The 15,185-nt window shown below is 57.8% G+C and carries 16 protein-coding genes; 5 read left to right on the forward strand and 11 right to left on the reverse strand.

Annotation, left to right across the window (positions count from 1 at the left end):
* Nucleotides 1-93 precede the first annotated feature (93 nt).
* Nucleotides 94-390, forward strand: a complete 297-nt coding sequence (yhbY, locus tag G5154_RS15470; protein ID WP_033114153.1) for a ribosome assembly RNA-binding protein YhbY — start codon at nucleotides 94-96, stop codon at nucleotides 388-390.
* Between the two features lie 103 nt (nucleotides 391-493).
* Nucleotides 494-1,078 carry a hypothetical protein gene (locus tag G5154_RS15475; protein WP_041207975.1) on the forward strand — a complete coding sequence of 195 codons (585 nt, stop codon included), beginning with the start codon at nucleotides 494-496 and terminating at the stop codon, nucleotides 1,076-1,078.
* 50 nt (nucleotides 1,079-1,128) lie between these two features.
* On the opposite strand, the gene greA is transcribed toward G5154_RS15475, so the two are convergent.
* The 3 genes from greA to pomA all read right to left on the reverse strand — a co-directional run bounded on the left by greA (nucleotide 1,129) and on the right by pomA (nucleotide 3,422).
* Nucleotides 1,129-1,605, reverse strand: a complete 477-nt coding sequence (gene greA / locus G5154_RS15480; RefSeq protein WP_041207974.1) for a transcription elongation factor GreA — start codon at nucleotides 1,603-1,605, stop codon at nucleotides 1,129-1,131.
* 156 nt (nucleotides 1,606-1,761) lie between these two features.
* Nucleotides 1,762-2,655: a flagellar motor protein MotB gene (locus tag G5154_RS15485; protein ID WP_421251342.1), complete on the reverse strand. Its 894-nt coding sequence runs from the start codon at nucleotides 2,653-2,655 to the stop codon at nucleotides 1,762-1,764.
* Between the two features lie 8 nt (nucleotides 2,656-2,663).
* The gene (gene pomA / locus G5154_RS15490) at nucleotides 2,664-3,422 is read right to left on the reverse strand and encodes a flagellar motor protein PomA (protein ID WP_005358490.1); all 759 of its coding nucleotides are present in this window, start codon (nucleotides 3,420-3,422) and stop codon (nucleotides 2,664-2,666) included.
* Nucleotides 3,423-3,633: 211 nt separating this feature from the next.
* On the opposite strand from pomA, the gene xseB reads away from it, so the two are divergent.
* From xseB to dxs, 3 genes are read left to right on the forward strand one after another with little or no spacing between them, the layout of a single operon-like run.
* On the forward strand, nucleotides 3,634-3,885 hold the full coding sequence (gene xseB / locus G5154_RS15495) for an exodeoxyribonuclease VII small subunit (protein WP_005338838.1): 252 nt from the start codon (nucleotides 3,634-3,636) through the stop codon (nucleotides 3,883-3,885).
* The gene (gene ispA / locus G5154_RS15500) at nucleotides 3,886-4,776 is read left to right on the forward strand and encodes a (2E,6E)-farnesyl diphosphate synthase (protein WP_005343523.1); all 891 of its coding nucleotides are present in this window, start codon (nucleotides 3,886-3,888) and stop codon (nucleotides 4,774-4,776) included.
* Nucleotides 4,777-4,797: 21 nt separating this feature from the next.
* Complete coding sequence (gene dxs / locus G5154_RS15505) at nucleotides 4,798-6,666, forward strand: 1-deoxy-D-xylulose-5-phosphate synthase (protein ID WP_421244659.1); 1,869 nt, start codon at nucleotides 4,798-4,800, stop codon at nucleotides 6,664-6,666.
* Between the two features lie 73 nt (nucleotides 6,667-6,739).
* Here the strand turns inward: dxs and G5154_RS15510 are convergent, their stop codons facing one another.
* The 8 genes from G5154_RS15510 to ribE all read right to left on the reverse strand — a co-directional run bounded on the left by G5154_RS15510 (nucleotide 6,740) and on the right by ribE (nucleotide 15,004).
* On the reverse strand, nucleotides 6,740-7,681 hold the full coding sequence (locus G5154_RS15510) for an ABC transporter permease (protein ID WP_019445927.1): 942 nt from the start codon (nucleotides 7,679-7,681) through the stop codon (nucleotides 6,740-6,742).
* Between the two features lie 3 nt (nucleotides 7,682-7,684).
* Nucleotides 7,685-8,659 (reverse strand): ABC transporter permease, encoded by a 975-nt coding sequence (locus G5154_RS15515; RefSeq protein WP_005343520.1) that lies wholly within the window; start codon nucleotides 8,657-8,659, stop codon nucleotides 7,685-7,687.
* A gap of 99 nt (nucleotides 8,660-8,758) precedes the next feature.
* Nucleotides 8,759-10,315, reverse strand: a complete 1,557-nt coding sequence (locus G5154_RS15520; protein WP_164536188.1) for an ABC transporter substrate-binding protein — start codon at nucleotides 10,313-10,315, stop codon at nucleotides 8,759-8,761.
* A 70-nt stretch (nucleotides 10,316-10,385) separates the two neighbouring features.
* Nucleotides 10,386-12,110, reverse strand: a complete 1,725-nt coding sequence (locus tag G5154_RS15525; protein WP_245132875.1) for a dipeptide ABC transporter ATP-binding protein — start codon at nucleotides 12,108-12,110, stop codon at nucleotides 10,386-10,388.
* A 487-nt stretch (nucleotides 12,111-12,597) separates the two neighbouring features.
* Nucleotides 12,598-13,092: a phosphatidylglycerophosphatase A gene (locus G5154_RS15530; RefSeq protein WP_421251343.1), complete on the reverse strand. Its 495-nt coding sequence runs from the start codon at nucleotides 13,090-13,092 to the stop codon at nucleotides 12,598-12,600.
* A complete protein-coding gene (gene thiL, locus G5154_RS15535; RefSeq protein ID WP_026034998.1) occupies nucleotides 13,089-14,048 on the reverse strand; it encodes a thiamine-phosphate kinase in 960 nt (319 codons plus the stop codon). Before thiL ends, G5154_RS15530 begins: the two co-directional genes overlap by 4 nt.
* Before the next feature lie 57 nt (nucleotides 14,049-14,105).
* Complete coding sequence (gene nusB / locus G5154_RS15540; protein WP_005343514.1) at nucleotides 14,106-14,519, reverse strand: transcription antitermination factor NusB; 414 nt, start codon at nucleotides 14,517-14,519, stop codon at nucleotides 14,106-14,108.
* Nucleotides 14,520-14,533: 14 nt separating this feature from the next.
* A complete protein-coding gene (gene ribE, locus G5154_RS15545; protein ID WP_005338866.1) occupies nucleotides 14,534-15,004 on the reverse strand; it encodes a 6,7-dimethyl-8-ribityllumazine synthase in 471 nt (156 codons plus the stop codon).
* Nucleotides 15,005-15,185: the final 181 nt, after the last annotated feature.

The raw sequence follows: 15,185 nt of genomic DNA on the forward strand, positions 1-15,185 counted from the left end.
ATCGACTTTAAAAAACCACAAGGGTTATTAGTATTAAGGGCTAAGTGGGGGTAGAATACGCCCCTTTCAACCCTGACTTATGAAGAAATTGCGATGATTCTCAACAACAAACAGAAACAGTACCTCAAGGGCCTTGCCCACAGCCTCAAACCTGTCGTCCTGCTGGGTCAGCATGGTCTGACCGAAGGCGTACTGGCTGAGATCGATCTGGCACTGAACCATCACGAGCTGATCAAGGTTAAGGTTGCGTCTGAAGATCGTGAGATGAAACAACTGGTTATGGATGCCATCGTCCGTGAAACCGGTTCAGTCAAAGTACAGAGCATGGGCCATGTGCTGACCATTTATCGTCAGGCCAACGAACCCAAGATCCAGCTGCCCCGCAAATAAAAGGAAAGAGCGCAGCTCTTTCCTTCTTCCACTTCTTCCCGAGTCGCTTGCCAAAGTAGTCGCCAACCCCTTAACCTGCGATGAATACTTCCGGACACGCGCTATGGCTCACCATCAAATTCTAACCGACGATGAGCTGGCCATGCTGCGGGACTTGGGGAGCAATCAGGAGAGTCATCTCCTGAGTGGTCACCTCGACGGCCCCATGCTTGGCTTGCTGCAAAAAGCCGACAATCTCGTTCTCGAAGCCCGCTTCGCAGGACACCAGCTACGCTTTCCCCTCACCTTTACCCAAAGAGAAGATGGCTTTATCGAGCCACGTCTATCTGCTCCGGTGATCAGGGAGCTGGGGTTTGCCCGCCCTCGCGCCTGGCGACTCAGCCAGAAAGCGCGGTTGCGTACCGAGCAGGGGCACTATCAGGTGCTCAGCCTCTCCCTCAACGGGCTCATCGTCGAGCACATGCCTCTCGGCATGGTGGCGGATACACAGCTCAACGGCGAACTCTGTCTCGATGAGGAGGAACCTCTGCCACTGCAGGGACGATTGGTCAGGTTAATCAAATCCAACCCGGCCAGCGCCACCTGGGCGATCAGCTTCCAGATGAGCGAAAGCGACATAGAACGCCTGCGCCACTGGTTGTTTCAACGTCATCAGGATGCCTTTACCGAGGCCTATCAGGCTGGGTAAAGAGAAACAGGGGAGCACCCGCTCCCCTGTCCCATCAAATACTGCAGCGCTTAGAGATAAGCGACTTCCAGCACTTCGTACTCCACGTCACCAGCCGGAGTCTTGACGATGGCCACATCGTCAACTTCCTTGCCGATCAGGGCACGGGCAATCGGTGAATTGACGGAGATAAGGTTCTGTTTGATGTCGGCCTCATCATCACCCACGATGCGGTAGACAACCTCTTCCTCTGTCTCACTCTTGAGCAGGGTCACGGTCGCGCCAAAAATGATGCGGCCATTGTTGGTCATCTTGGTGACATCGATCACCTGGGCATTGGAGAGCTTGGCTTCAATCTCCTGAATGCGGCCTTCACAGAACCCCTGCTGCTCGCGGGCAGCATGGTATTCGGCGTTTTCCTTCAGATCACCGTGCTCACGGGCATCGGCAATCGCTTCGATAATCTGGGGACGCAGCTCGGTCTTGAGATATTCGAGCTCTTCGCGCAGCTTCTCAGCACCGCGAACAGTCATCGGAGTATGGTTCATAGTCGAAACCTGGGTTGCTTGAAAATAGAAGCTGCGGCGATCAGCAAGAAAGCCGCAGCAGTCGGTTCGGATGAGGCATCTTAATATGAAGCCGGCACAAAATCCATGTCAGCTCCCTGATGCAGATCCCACTTGCATCATCGACATTCCCCTCGCTTACTTCCCTTCCGGTACGGAAATTGGCGCCGAAACGGTCGGCTTGCCCTGCATGATGGCGATCTCCACCCGCCGGTTCATCCGACGATTTTCCGGGGTGGTATTGGGCACCAATGGCTGGGAATCCGCCATCCCCTGCACCACCAATCGCCCCTGATCAAAACCGGGGACCTTCAGCATCTGGTGCGCCACCGCCACCGCCCGCTGCGATGACAACTCCCAGTTGGACTGGAACAGCTCATCTTCAGTCGCCACGTTGTCGGTGTGACCGGAGATGGTGATTTCACCCGGCACATCCTTGAGCAGGGTCGCGACCTTGCGAATGACTGGCCAGAACTGGGGTTGCAGAAATGCCGAACCGGCCGGGAACGACGCTTTTTCCCTGATCCGGATGATGATCTGCTGGCCCAGCGCCTCAATCTCGATAGCGCCATCCTGGATCTGATCTTTCATCTGCTCTGCCAGCGCTTTTGCTAGAGTATTGGACTGTTCTTGCGCCTTCTTCGCATCCTGCGCAGTATCGCCCCCCGTCTGCTTACCATCACTCTTGTCCTGACCACCAGCCTGTTCGGCCTCACCGGGCAAAAAATCCAACTCAGTCTGGGTCAGATCGATGGTCTGCTGCATCACGGTATCAATCGGGGTTGGTTCGGGACGGCCGGGACGAAACTCCTGAGCAATTACCGAGGTCCCCTTTGGGATATCTTTCACCTCGAGGATGTTCTGTACCCCAAATGCCTTCTCCATAGAACCCGCAATCTGCTTGAACTTCTGCACATCCATCTCGGCAAACGAGAGCAGCAGCACAAAAAAGCACATCAACAGGGACATGAGGTCGGCGAAGGTACCCATATAACCGGGCAAGCCGGGAGGCGGGCATTTGCAATCAGACATATTCCCTCCTATTCGGTGCCGGTATTACGCTTGGACTGGTTCAGATAGTTTTGCAGCATGGACTGGATCACCCGCGGGTTCTGGCCATCCTGAATCCCCATAATGGCATCGAGGATCAGGGTACGACTGAGCTTTTCTTCTCCGCTGCGCAGCTCCAGCTTATCGGCAATCGGGATCGCCAACATATTGGCCTCTATCGCACCGTACAGAGTGGTAAGCAAGGCCACCGCCATCGCCGGGCCGATCGACTTGGGGTCACTCATGTTGGCCAACATGGCCACCAACCCCACCAAGGTCCCAATCATCCCCATGGCAGGGCCCAGATCCCCAAGTGTACGGAAGACCTTGATGGCAATGACATGGCGCTCGGCTGTCAGGTCGATATCCTTTTCCATCACGGCACGCACCACATCGGCATCGTGGCCATCGACCAGCATGTCGATCCCTTTTTTCATAAATGCATTGGGGATCTCTGCGGCCTCCAGCGCCAGAAAGCCCCCTTTTCGAGCCGCGTCAGCCAGTTCAACGGCTTTGGTAATCAGGTCTTCAAGCTTGTCGCCCTTATACATAAAGGCTTTGCCCGCCACCTTGAATGCCATCAGGAACTGGCCAAGGTTGAACTTCATCATGGCGATGAAGATTGAGCCCAATACAGTGATGTAGACCGATGGCATATCCACATACATGCTCATGGGGCCACCCAGCAGCATGCCGTACACCACCACCCCGAAACCCAGCACTATCCCTATCAGACTGCCTAGATCCACGTCCCTACTCCTGTCACCGGTTCTTATGTCTATTTATAGTCTGTTGAATTTTCTGCTATTGCGACCCATGCGGCAAGCATGCACCCACTGAGAATGATGGCTCATTATCGGCCAGTTTAGCGAGAGTTTGAGGGGGCGATGCTTTTCTGCCTCCCCCCTGTGGACGGTCGATGTTAATATAAGCCGTTTTTTTCAATCCCCGAGGATGGACATGGCCAGTAAAAAAATCGACCGTCTGAGTTTTGATGCCACTCTGGAAGAGCTGGAAACCATCGTTCATCAGCTGGAACAAGGTTCCCTACCCCTGGAAGAGGCACTCAAGCAGTTCGAGCAGGGCGTTCATCTGGTTCGGGCCGGTCAGCAGAAGCTGGAACTGGCCGAACAGAAGATCCAGATCCTGCTCAGTCAAGCCGATGGCAGTGACCAGCTCGCCCCCTTCCAGCCAGAACAAGGAGAGGAGTGAGTGGCGCTGGACCATTTTTCCCGTCTGCATCGTCAGCGTATTGACGACTGTCTGTCAGCACAACTTGAATCCTTGCCCGCCATGGCACCGCGCCTGCGCGATGCCATGAGTTATGGCCTGCTGCTGGGCGGTAAGCGGGTTCGCCCGTTTCTGGTCTACGCGGTCGGCGAGATGCTGGGCGTCAAGAGCGAGCTGCTGGATGGCCCCGCGGCTGCCGTGGAGTGCATCCACGCCTACTCCCTGCTACACGATGACCTGCCCGCCATGGATAACGACGACCTGCGTCGCGGCCAGCCAACCGTTCACAAGGCGTTTGACGAAGGAACCGCGATTCTGGCCGGTGATGCGCTGCAGACCCTGGCATTCTCCATTCTGGCCGATCACCCCATGCCCGATACCTTGATGGCCAACCGGGTGCGGATGCTGAGTACCCTCGCCCGCGCCTCCGGCTATCTCGGTATGTGCGGCGGTCAGGCGCTGGATCTGCAGGCCGAAGGGCGCCAGATCTCGCTCGCCGAGCTGGAGCAGGTACACCGCCACAAAACCGGTGCGCTGATTGAGTGTGCCGTGGCGCTCGGCGCCCTGTGCAAAGCCGATGTCGATGACGCCACGCTGGCGGCCCTGCAAACCTACGCAGCAGCCATCGGGCTGGCCTTCCAGGTGCAGGATGACATCCTCGACATCACAGGTGATACCGCCACCCTGGGCAAGCCACAAGGTTCTGACTTGGCGCTGGAGAAAAGTACCTATCCGGCCCTGCTCGGACTCGAAAATGCCCGTGAGCTGGCTCGCGAACTGCACGGTAAAGCCTTAACAGCCCTGCAATCCTTGCCCTACAATACCGACATTCTGGAAGCGTTTGCCGATTACATCATCGAGCGAACCCACTAAACGCTGGATAACAGTAACAATATGAGCGTTGATATTAGCAATTTCCCCAACCTAGCTCTCGCGGACACCCCGATAGAGCTGCGTTCCTTGCCCAAAGATCGGCTGCCGGTGCTGTGCAACGAGCTGCGCGAATATCTGCTGCGCTCAGTCAGCCGCTCCAGCGGACACTTTGCCTCCGGTCTCGGTACTGTCGAACTGACCGTGGCCCTGCACTATGTCTACAACACCCCGTTCGATCGGCTGATCTGGGATGTGGGACATCAGGCCTATCCCCACAAGATCCTGACCGGGCGCCGAGATCAGATCCACACCATCCGTCAGAAGGATGGTCTGCACCCCTTCCCCTGGCGTGGCGAGAGCGAGTATGACGTGCTCTCCGTCGGCCACTCCAGCACCTCCATCGGTGCGGCGCTCGGCATGGCGGTCGCCGCCGAGAGCGAAGGGCTGGGTCGCAAGGTGGTGGCAGTGATCGGTGACGGTGCCATTACCGCAGGGATGGCCTTCGAAGCGCTCAACCACGCCGGCGATGTTCACAAGGACATGCTGGTGATCCTCAACGACAACGAGATGTCCATCTCCGAGAATGTCGGCGCGCTCAACAACCATCTGGCCCGGGTCATGTCCGGCAAGCTCTACACCACCATCCGCGAAGGCGGCAAGAAGGTGCTGGCGGGGCTGCCACCGGTCAAGGAGCTGGCCAAGCGGGCCGAAGAGCACCTCAAGGGGATGGTGGTGCCCGGCACCCTGTTCGAGGAGTTCGGCTTCAACTATATCGGCCCCATCGACGGTCACGATATCGAGGCGCTGGTCGAGACCCTGCGCAACATGCGCAACCTCAAGGGCCCGCAGCTGCTGCACGTCAAAACCAAGAAGGGCAAGGGCTACGAGCCGGCGGAGAAAGACCCCATCGGTTATCACGCTGTGCCCAAGTTCAATCCTGACGATTGCTCCCTGCCCAAGGCAAGTGGCGCCAAGCCCACCTTCTCCGCCATCTTCGGCCAGTGGCTGTGCGATATGGCAGCCAAAGACGAGAAGCTGGTCGGTATCACCCCCGCTATGCGTGAAGGCTCCGGGCTGGTGAAATTCAGCCAGCAATATCCGGATCGCTACTTCGACGTGGCTATTGCCGAGCAACACGCGGTCACCTTTGCCGCTGGTCTTGCCATCGCCGACAAGAAGCCGGTGGTCGCCATCTATTCGAGCTTCCTGCAGCGTGCCTACGATCAGGTGATCCACGATGTGGCGCTGCAAGATCTGCCGGTGCTGTTCGCCATCGACCGGGCCGGTCTGGTGGGCGCCGACGGCCCGACCCATCAGGGGGCGTTCGACATCAGCTTCCTGCGCACCGTGCCCAACATGGTGGTGATGACGCCATCTGATGAGAATGAGTGCCGTCAGATGCTCTATACCGGCTATCTCCATCAGGGCCCTGTCGCTGTGCGTTACCCACGCGGCAGCAGCCTGAGCGACGCCCCTATCTCGTCAGAAATGCAGGCACTGGCGCTTGGCAAGGGACGTATCCTGCGAGAGGGCAAAGGCACCGCTATTCTGGCCTTTGGTACCCTGCTGCACCACGCGAAAGCGGCCGCAGAGGCACTGGATGCCACCCTGGTGGACATGCGCTTCGTCAAACCGATAGATGAGGCGCTGGTGCTGTCGCTGGCAGCCAGCCACGATCAGTTTGTCACTCTGGAAGACAACGCCATCATGGGCGGCGCCGGTTCGGCTGTGAACGAACTGCTGATGCGCAGCAAGCAGTGCAAGCCGGTGCTCAACCTCGGCCTGCCGGATCGCTTCGTCGAACAGGGCACCCAGCAGGAGATCTATGCCCTGCTCGGTCTGGACGATGCAGGCATCCAGCGCAGCATCGAAAGCTGGCTGCAAGCCTGATAACGCTTAAAGCTATCAAGCAAAAGAAGGGCGCCTCACTGGCGCCCTTTTTATTTTGTGTTTCTGACCTAGATTACCCTTTGTAGATCTTGGGGTTAAACACATCCCGCAGCCAGTCACCCAACAGGTTGATGACCAGCACCAACACCACCAGGCAGATGCCCGGGAAGGCGGTGATCCACCAAGAGCCGGAGAAGATGTAGTTAAAGCCGACGCTGATAAGCGAACCGAGCGAGGGCTGATCAACCGGCATCCCCAGACCAAGGAAGGAGAGCGCCGCTTCACTCATGATGGCGTTGGCCACCTGCACGGTGGAGATCACCAGAATGGGCGACAAACAGTTGGGCAGAATGTGGCGGAACATGATGCGCGGGGCACGGAACCCCATCACCTTGGCCGCCTCCACATACTCCTTCTTCTTCTCCGCCAGCACAGAGGCGCGCACGGTACGGGCATACTGCGGCCACTCGGCGATACCGATGATCACCACCAGCATCATGATGGCGAACTTCGAGTAGAACTCGGAGCCAAAGGTTGCCTGAAAGATAGCGGAGATGATGATCGCCACCATCATGGTGGAGAACGACAGCTGCACATCGGCAAAGCGCATCAGCAGGTTGTCGATGCGGCCACCGAAATAACCGGCAATCAGACCAATGACGATACCGAGCACCAGTTGCAAGGCCACAGCAAACAGACCGATAGTGAGAGAGATACGGGCGCCATAGAGGATGGTGCTCCAGATATCCCGCCCCTGGTTGTCGGTACCGAGCCAGAAGCGCTCTTCGCCGCCTTCGAGCCAGGAGGGGGGCAACTCGGCATCCATCAGATCAAAACTGGTCTGGTCATAGACGTTGTGCGGGGCGAGCCAAGGCGCCAGCAGCGCCGCCAGCACGAACACCACAAACACCGCAAAGCTGAACATGGCTACCTTGTCCCGCAGGAAGTAGTAGACGATGTCAGAGTTCTTGAATCGTGCCCAACGGCTTGGGCTTGCAGTTACAGCATTAGTCATCTGTTACCCCTTGGCGGTCAGGTTAACGGTCGGGTTAATCAACCCGTAGAGCAGGTCGACCAGGGTATTGGTCACCACGAAGATCAGCCCCACGAAGATGACGTAGGCGGTGATCAGCGGGGTATCGACCCGGTGGATCGCCTCAAGGAACAGGAAGCCGGTGCCCGGCCACTGGAACACGCTCTCGGTCAGGATGGTGTAGGCCACCATGGTGCCGATCTGCACCCCGCCGACGGTAATGACCGGCAGCATGGTGTTCTTCAGAGCGTGCTGATAGTAGACCTTGTTGTTATCCAGCCCCTTGGCGCGGGCGAATTTGACGTACTCGGAGGAGAGCTGCTCCAGCATCTCGGAGCGCACCAAGCGGATAAACAGCGGCAACATGATGGAAGAGAGCGACACCGCCGGCAGGATCAGGTGCTTGATACCATCCCAGGTGAAGAAGCCCGACTCCCAGCCCAGCAGGTTACGGGTCTCGCCACGGCCATAGGCTGGCAGCCAGCCCAGCTGGATGGAGAAGAGGTACATCAGCATGATGGCGGTCAGGAACACAGGGATCGAGATACCGATACTGCTCCCCGCCATGATGATCTTGGTGGGTATGCTGCGCGGGCGGATCGCCGAATAGACACCGAGTGGAATGGAGACCACCACGATGATGAGCGCGGCGGCAAACACCAGCTCAAGGGTAGCCACCAGCTTGTCGAGGATCACCTCGAGAGCGGGTCGCTTGAAGAAATAGGAGGTGCCCAAATCCCCATGCACCGCATTTTTCAGAAAGCGGCTGTATTTGATGAGGAAGGGATCGTTGAGGCCCATCTTCTCGCGCAACTCATGACGCTGGGCTTCGGAGACGGATTGTCCCACCAGCTCGCGCAACGGGTCACCCAGGTTATCCTGGATGGAGAAGGCGACCAGGCTGATGACGAACATCACTATCACGGCCTGATAGAACCGTTTCAGCAGGAATGTAAACATGCTTGTCCTTCTACGTGGCCTGTGTCGTGGCACAGGCTTCTGTTAGTGGGCGGAGTGGCCAGCAGACCACCCCGCCCCGTCCTTCCTTGCGACGTTCTCTTACTTGCTGACCACCAGGTCACCCAGGTAAGGGAAGTTCATCACGTTGACTACCGGCTTGATATCGACGTTCTTCTTGGCGCCATAGGCCAGATCTTCCCAGTGCAACGGCACGTAGGCAGCATCTTCGATCACCATGGCCTCGACCTTCTTCAGCATCTCGGCACGCTTGGCCGGATCGGTCTCGGCGTTGGCATCCATCACCAGCTTGTCAGCTTCGGCGTTGGCATAACCGGCGCAGTTGTACTGGCCCATACCGGTCTTGGCATCCTTGGTGAAGGTCAGGAACTCGAAGAAGTTCGCAGTATCTTCGGTGTCGGAGTGCCAACCGATCATCTGCATGTCCGCGGCACACTTGTCAAACTCGGGCCAGTACTGGGCTACCGGCATGGTCTTCAGATCCACCTTGATGTTGATCTTGGCCAGCATGGCGGAGACAGCCTGGGCAATCTTGACGTCGTTGACGTAGCGGGCCGCGGGGGCAATGAAGGTCATCTTGAAGCCTTTCTCGTAACCGGCCTCTTTCATCAGCTCCTTGGCCTTGGCCAGATCATATTGGGGCACCAGCGCCTCGTTGTGACCGGCATAGCCTTTCGGGCTCAACTGGCCAGCAGGGGTACCGAAGCCCTTGTTGATCTTCTCGACGATACCCACCTGGTTGATGGCGTAGTTGATCGCCTGACGCACGCGCTTGTCTTTCAGCGCCGGATTGGTGTTCTGGTTCAGCTCGATGATGATGGCACGGGTACCGGACAGGGTAACCAGCTGGGAGTCCTTGCCATTCTTCACGCGCTCCAGATCGTTCGGCGCAACCGGATAGATCATGTCCACGTCGCCACCCAGCAGGGCTGCAACACGGGTCGCATCTTCCTTGATCGGCACCACGGTCAGGTTCTCGACGTTACCCTTGGAGGCCTTGTCCCAGTAGTTGGCGTTGCGGGCATAATCGAGCTTCACACCCTGCTCGCGGAACTTGACGGTGAACGGGCCAGTACCGGAGACGTGGGTAGAGGCAAAGGAGTCGCCATTCTTGACGATCTCGGCCTTGTCTTTGCCCGCTTCAGTCTTGCCGGTGTAGAACTTGGAGTCCATCGGGAAGATGTAGGTGACGGTCTGCAGCACCAGCGGGAAGGGCTTGGCGGTAATCAGATCGACGGTGTAGTCATCGACCTTCTTCACTTCGCTGATGGGATCGAAGATCGCCTTGAAGTCGACGGAGGATTTCAGGCGGTTGACGGTCCACACCACGTCGTCAGCGGTGAAGTCGTTACCGGAGTGGAACTTGACCCCTTTGCGCAGGTGGAAGCGGACGGTCTTGTCGTCAATACGCTCATACTTCTCGGCCAGACGGGGCTCGAACTGCAGGTCCTGGGTGTAACGCATCAGGGGATCGAATACCAGGTGCGACATCTCCAGGGTCTGACCGGAGAGCTGCTCCTGCGGATCCAGCGAAGTGGCGTCAGAAGCGACACCCACCTTGATATCAGCGGCTGAGACACTGAAGGCGAAACCGGCGGCAAACAGCGCCAGGGCAATCTTGGACAATCCTTTCTTCATCTTGTTCTCCATGCTTTTGGCTTTCTTATGACACTTTTTTTGACAAGCAGACCGGCGCACCGGCGCTCTCCTAGCTTGCGATTTCCAGCCCCTCGCGGGACATTCCCTTGAACTCCGGCATGAGGGAGATCAGCTTGCGGCTGTACTCATGCTCGGCATTGGTAAAGAGTTTCTCGGTCTCGGCCACTTCCACCAGATGACCGTGCTGCATCACCCCGATGCGGTCGCACATCTGGCGGATCACCGGCAGATCGTGGCTGATAAACAGCATGGTGAGCTTGAGCTCCTGCTGCAGATCCTTGAGCAGGTTGAGGATCTGGGCCTGCACCGACACATCCAGCGCCGAAGTCGGCTCGTCGCAGATGAGAAAGCGCGGGCGAGTGGCCAGGGCGCGGGCAATGGAGATGCGCTGGCGCTGACCGCCGGAGAACTCGTGGGGATACTTGACCCCGGCACCACGGCCGAGACCCACGTGATCCAGCAGATCGCCGACAATCCCCTCAATCTGGCTCTCGCTGCTCGCCAGCTGATGGAAGCGGATCGGCTCGGCAATGATGTCGCGCACCTTCATCCGCGGGTTCATCGACGAATAGGGGTTCTGGAACACCATCTGCATCTGGCGGCGCAGCGGGCGACGCTCGCGCTCGCTCTTGAGGGCGGTCAAATCGATCCCCTCGAAGAAAATCTTGCCGGTATCAGGCGGATAGAGACCGGTGATGGCGCGGGCAATGGTCGATTTGCCGGAGCCCGACTCCCCCACCAGACCGAAGGTCTCCCCTTCGAAGATCTCGAAGCTGATGTTGTTGCAGGCGCGCACATACTGGCGGCGGCTCGGGAAGATGGAGTCCTTGGTGACGAACTTCAGATCGACGTTCTCCACCCGCAGCAGCGCCCCTTCATAGGCACGCTCGTCCTGACTCTGGCCGAGCCAGTGGGTCTTGAGGTCGATATTGGTATCCGGCGCACTGGCATCCTCGATATAGGAGACCAGCGGGAAACGCACCAGCTTCACATCGGAGCGGGGTACCGCCGAGATGAGGCTGCGGGTATAGGGGTGATTGGGGCTGCCCAGTACCTGTTCGGTCAGGCCGAACTCCACCAGATCGCCGCGATACATCACCGCCACCTTGTCGGTAACGTTGGAGACAACGCCCATGTCGTGGGTCACCAGCATGCAGCCCACCTGACGCTCTTTGCAGAGGGCGCGGATAAGCTGGAGGATCTGATCCTGAATGGAGACGTCCAGCGCCGTGGTCGGCTCGTCGGCGATGATCAGCTCCGGATCGCAGGAGAGCGCGATGGCGATAACCACCCGCTGACGCATGCCTCCGGAGAACTGGTGCGGATACTGTTTGATGCGCAGCTCCGGCTGCGGAATACCCACCGCCCCCATCAGCTCCAATGCCTTGGCAAAAGCGGCTTCGCGAGAGAGGTCGGTATTGGCCAGAATGGTCTCCACCAGCTGATGCTCAACGGTGAACAACGGGTTGAGGGAGGTCATGGGGTCCTGGAAGATGAACCCGATACGGGAGCCACGGATGGCCCGCATCTCGTTCTGGCTCTTGCCGGAGATAAGCTCGCCATTGAGATAGATATCGCCACGGGCGATGCGACCCGGCGGGCTCAGGAGATCGATAACGGCGTTGCCGATGGTGGACTTGCCGGCGCCGGATTCACCAACCACTCCGACAATCTCACCCTTTTCGATAGAGAAAGAGAGATCCTTCACCGCGGTCAGCACCCCGTAGCGGGAGGGGTACTCGATCCGCAAGTTCTTTACTTCGAGCAAGGACATGTTTACCTCTGCGGGGGACATCCGTCCCAAATAATTCGTCCGTAAATCAGCCGCAGATGCCGGTTGTTACCTTGGGCAATATTTGCTCAATCCATGAGGCAGCGAAACCAGCGATCCGGGCGGGTTTTTTGCATTTTTTTGGAATAACCCGCGAGTAACTTAGACGGTTTGACCACGGGTGTAAATGATTGAGTTATACAATTCCGCAATGTTTTGTGCAGATAACCACCAATTCTGCAGAGATAAATGATGATTTTCATCACAAAAATGGCCGGTGCGTCCGTACATCTATGGGTATCATTACTTTAATTTCAACAACAACGCAACAAGCAGCATTTATCACTATTTCCAAAACAATCACCAGCCCCGAATGAGTAGTGAATATTTATGTGAAATGGATGATAAACGGCAGCATATGCCGATGAATGAAAATTAAGCAGATATAAATCGGGGGATGCCAGAACGGTCATCCCCCGGAAGGTGGCTCTCAGCCGAGCCAAAATGCCAGTAATTGCATACAAAACAGGGCGAACAGGCCGGCGATCAGATCGTCCAGCATGATGCCCAGGCCACCGTGGATCCGGTGATCAAACCAGGAGATGGGCCAGGGCTTGAGCACATCAAACAACCGGAACAGCGCGAAGCCCGCCACCACCCACTCCCAACCGGCTGGCGCGGCGATCATGGTGACGCCAAAGCCGATCACCTCGTCCCAGACGATGGCGCCGTGATCCGGCATACCGATGGCATCGGTGGCGCTCTGGCAGATACGGATCCCCACAACAAAACCCGCCGCCAGCAAGGCGATAAACCAATAGGTCGGCAGCCCGCTCACCAGCAGATAGAGCGGAATGGCCGCCAGGGTGCCCATGGTGCCCGGCGCCTTGGGACTAAGACCGGAACCAAATCCCACCGCCAAAAAGTGAAGCGGATTTTTCAGATCCAGTCGTGTCAGCTCGGGCTTTATCCTGAACAAACTCATGCGAAGTGATCCCACCCTTTCAGTTGCAGCTCGACCGCTTGGTCGCCACGCAGATAGTCGATGCCCGGCTCGCCCGCCACGATGCGGCCGATGCGGCTGAACTTGACCCCGCTGTGGGCCAGCGCCGTATCGAGCGCGCCGCGGTGCTCCTCCGGTACGGTGAAGCAGAGCTCGTAGTCATCGCCACCGGCCAGCGCCAGTTGCCACGCCTCCTGCTCGCTCACCGCATCCTGCAACACCGGCGAGAGCGGCAGCAGATCGAGATCGATCTGGGCACGCACGCCGGAGGCCTTGAGGATATGGCCGAGATCTGATGCCAGACCGTCGGAGAGATCCAGCGCACTACCCGCCAGCCCGCGCAGCGCCTGACCGGCCAGAATGCGGGGATGGGGGTGGTCGAGCCGTGGCAGCACAGCTGCCAGCTGGTTCTCGTTGAGGGTGCGTTTGCCCAGCAGGTGGGAAAGCGCCAGCGCGGCATCTCCCAAAGTGCCGGTCACATAGATGCCGTCACCGGCTTTGGCGCCGCTGCGCATCAGGGCGCGACCGGCAGGCACCGACCCCTTCACCGAGATGGTGATGGAGAGCGGCCCGCGGGTCATGTCTCCGCCCACCAGCGCCACGTTGTAGTACTCGGCCAGCTCCAGAAACCCTTCGGCAAAACCGGCAACCCAACCTTCGTTGATGGCAGGCAGGGTCAGCGCCAGCGACACCCAGCGTGGCTCGGCACCCATGGCGGCGAGATCGGAGAGATTGACCGCCAGCGCCTTGTAGCCGAGATCCACCGGATCCATGTCGGGAAAGAAGTGTACGCCGCTCACCAGAGTGTCGGTGCTTACCGCCAGCTGGGTATCGGGGGGCAGGGTCAGCAGGGCACAGTCATCTCCAGGGCCCATCACCACGTCCTTGCGGGCGTGGGGGACCTTGAAGTACTTATCAATCAGCTCAAATTCACCCATACAGTAAAAAGCCAGCAATAAGCTGGCTCCTCTCTTAGATGCTGACGGACAGCAGGATCAACGCTTGTTCAGTGATTTGATCACCTTGTCCAGTACACCGTTGACAAACTTGTGGCTGTCATCGGCAGCAAAAGCTTTGGCCAGCTCGATCGCTTCGTTGATGACCACGCGCGGCGGTACATCATCACGACGGGTCAGCTCGTAGGTCGCCAGACGCAGGATCGCCTTGTCCACCATGTCCACTTCTTCCAGCGGACGGGAGAGGAAAGGTGCAAACACCTTGTCCAGCTCGCTGCAGTGGAGGGCTACCCCAAACAGCAGATCGCGGAAATAGTTCAGGTCTACACCCTTGGTGTCCTGATCGATCTTGAACTGCTCTTCGATGTCACCCACGTTAGCCTTGGTCATCTGCCACTGGTAGATGGCCTGGGTGGCGCAATGGCGGGCTTTACGGCGCTCAGACGGTTTCAATGTACTTCTCCTCGTTACACGTCCAGTTCTTTCAGGACGTTGATCATTTCGAGCGCTGCCAGTGCAGCCTCTGCACCCTTGTTACCCGCCTTGGTACCTGCACGCTCGATGGCTTGTTCAATGTTTTCAGTGGTCAGCACACCGAAGGCAACGGGAATTTCATATTCCATCATTACCTGGGCCATGCCCTTGCTGTTCTCGTTTGCCACCAGGTCGAAGTGGTAGGTGCCGCCACGGATGACAGTACCGACCGCCACGATGGCGTCGTATTGACCACTCTTGGCCAGCTTCTTGATGACCAATGGCATTTCAACCGCGCCCGGCACTTTTACCAGTGTCAGGTTGCTGTCCTGCACTTGACCTTGACGCTTCAGTACGTCCACCGCGCCGTTCACCAGACTGTCGTTGATGAAGCTGTTGAAACGGGCAACAACAATAGCAACGCGCGCCTCAGGAGCGGCGATATTTCCTTCGATAACCTTCATTGGAAATCCTGTATCTGTGCAATCAAAAGGGCCGGAGTCAAAAGTGCGCACATTCTAGCACAACAGACCCACGACAAAAACCATGGCCGCAATAGACGGCCATGATCGCGATTTAACCAGTCCGGCGCGCTTACTCACCGGTGAATTCCACGACTTCCAGACCGAAACCACCCGGAAGGGG

Source organism: Aeromonas sp. 600527, assembly GCF_049175415.1.
Lineage (GTDB): Bacteria > Pseudomonadota > Gammaproteobacteria > Enterobacterales > Aeromonadaceae > Aeromonas > Aeromonas veronii_A.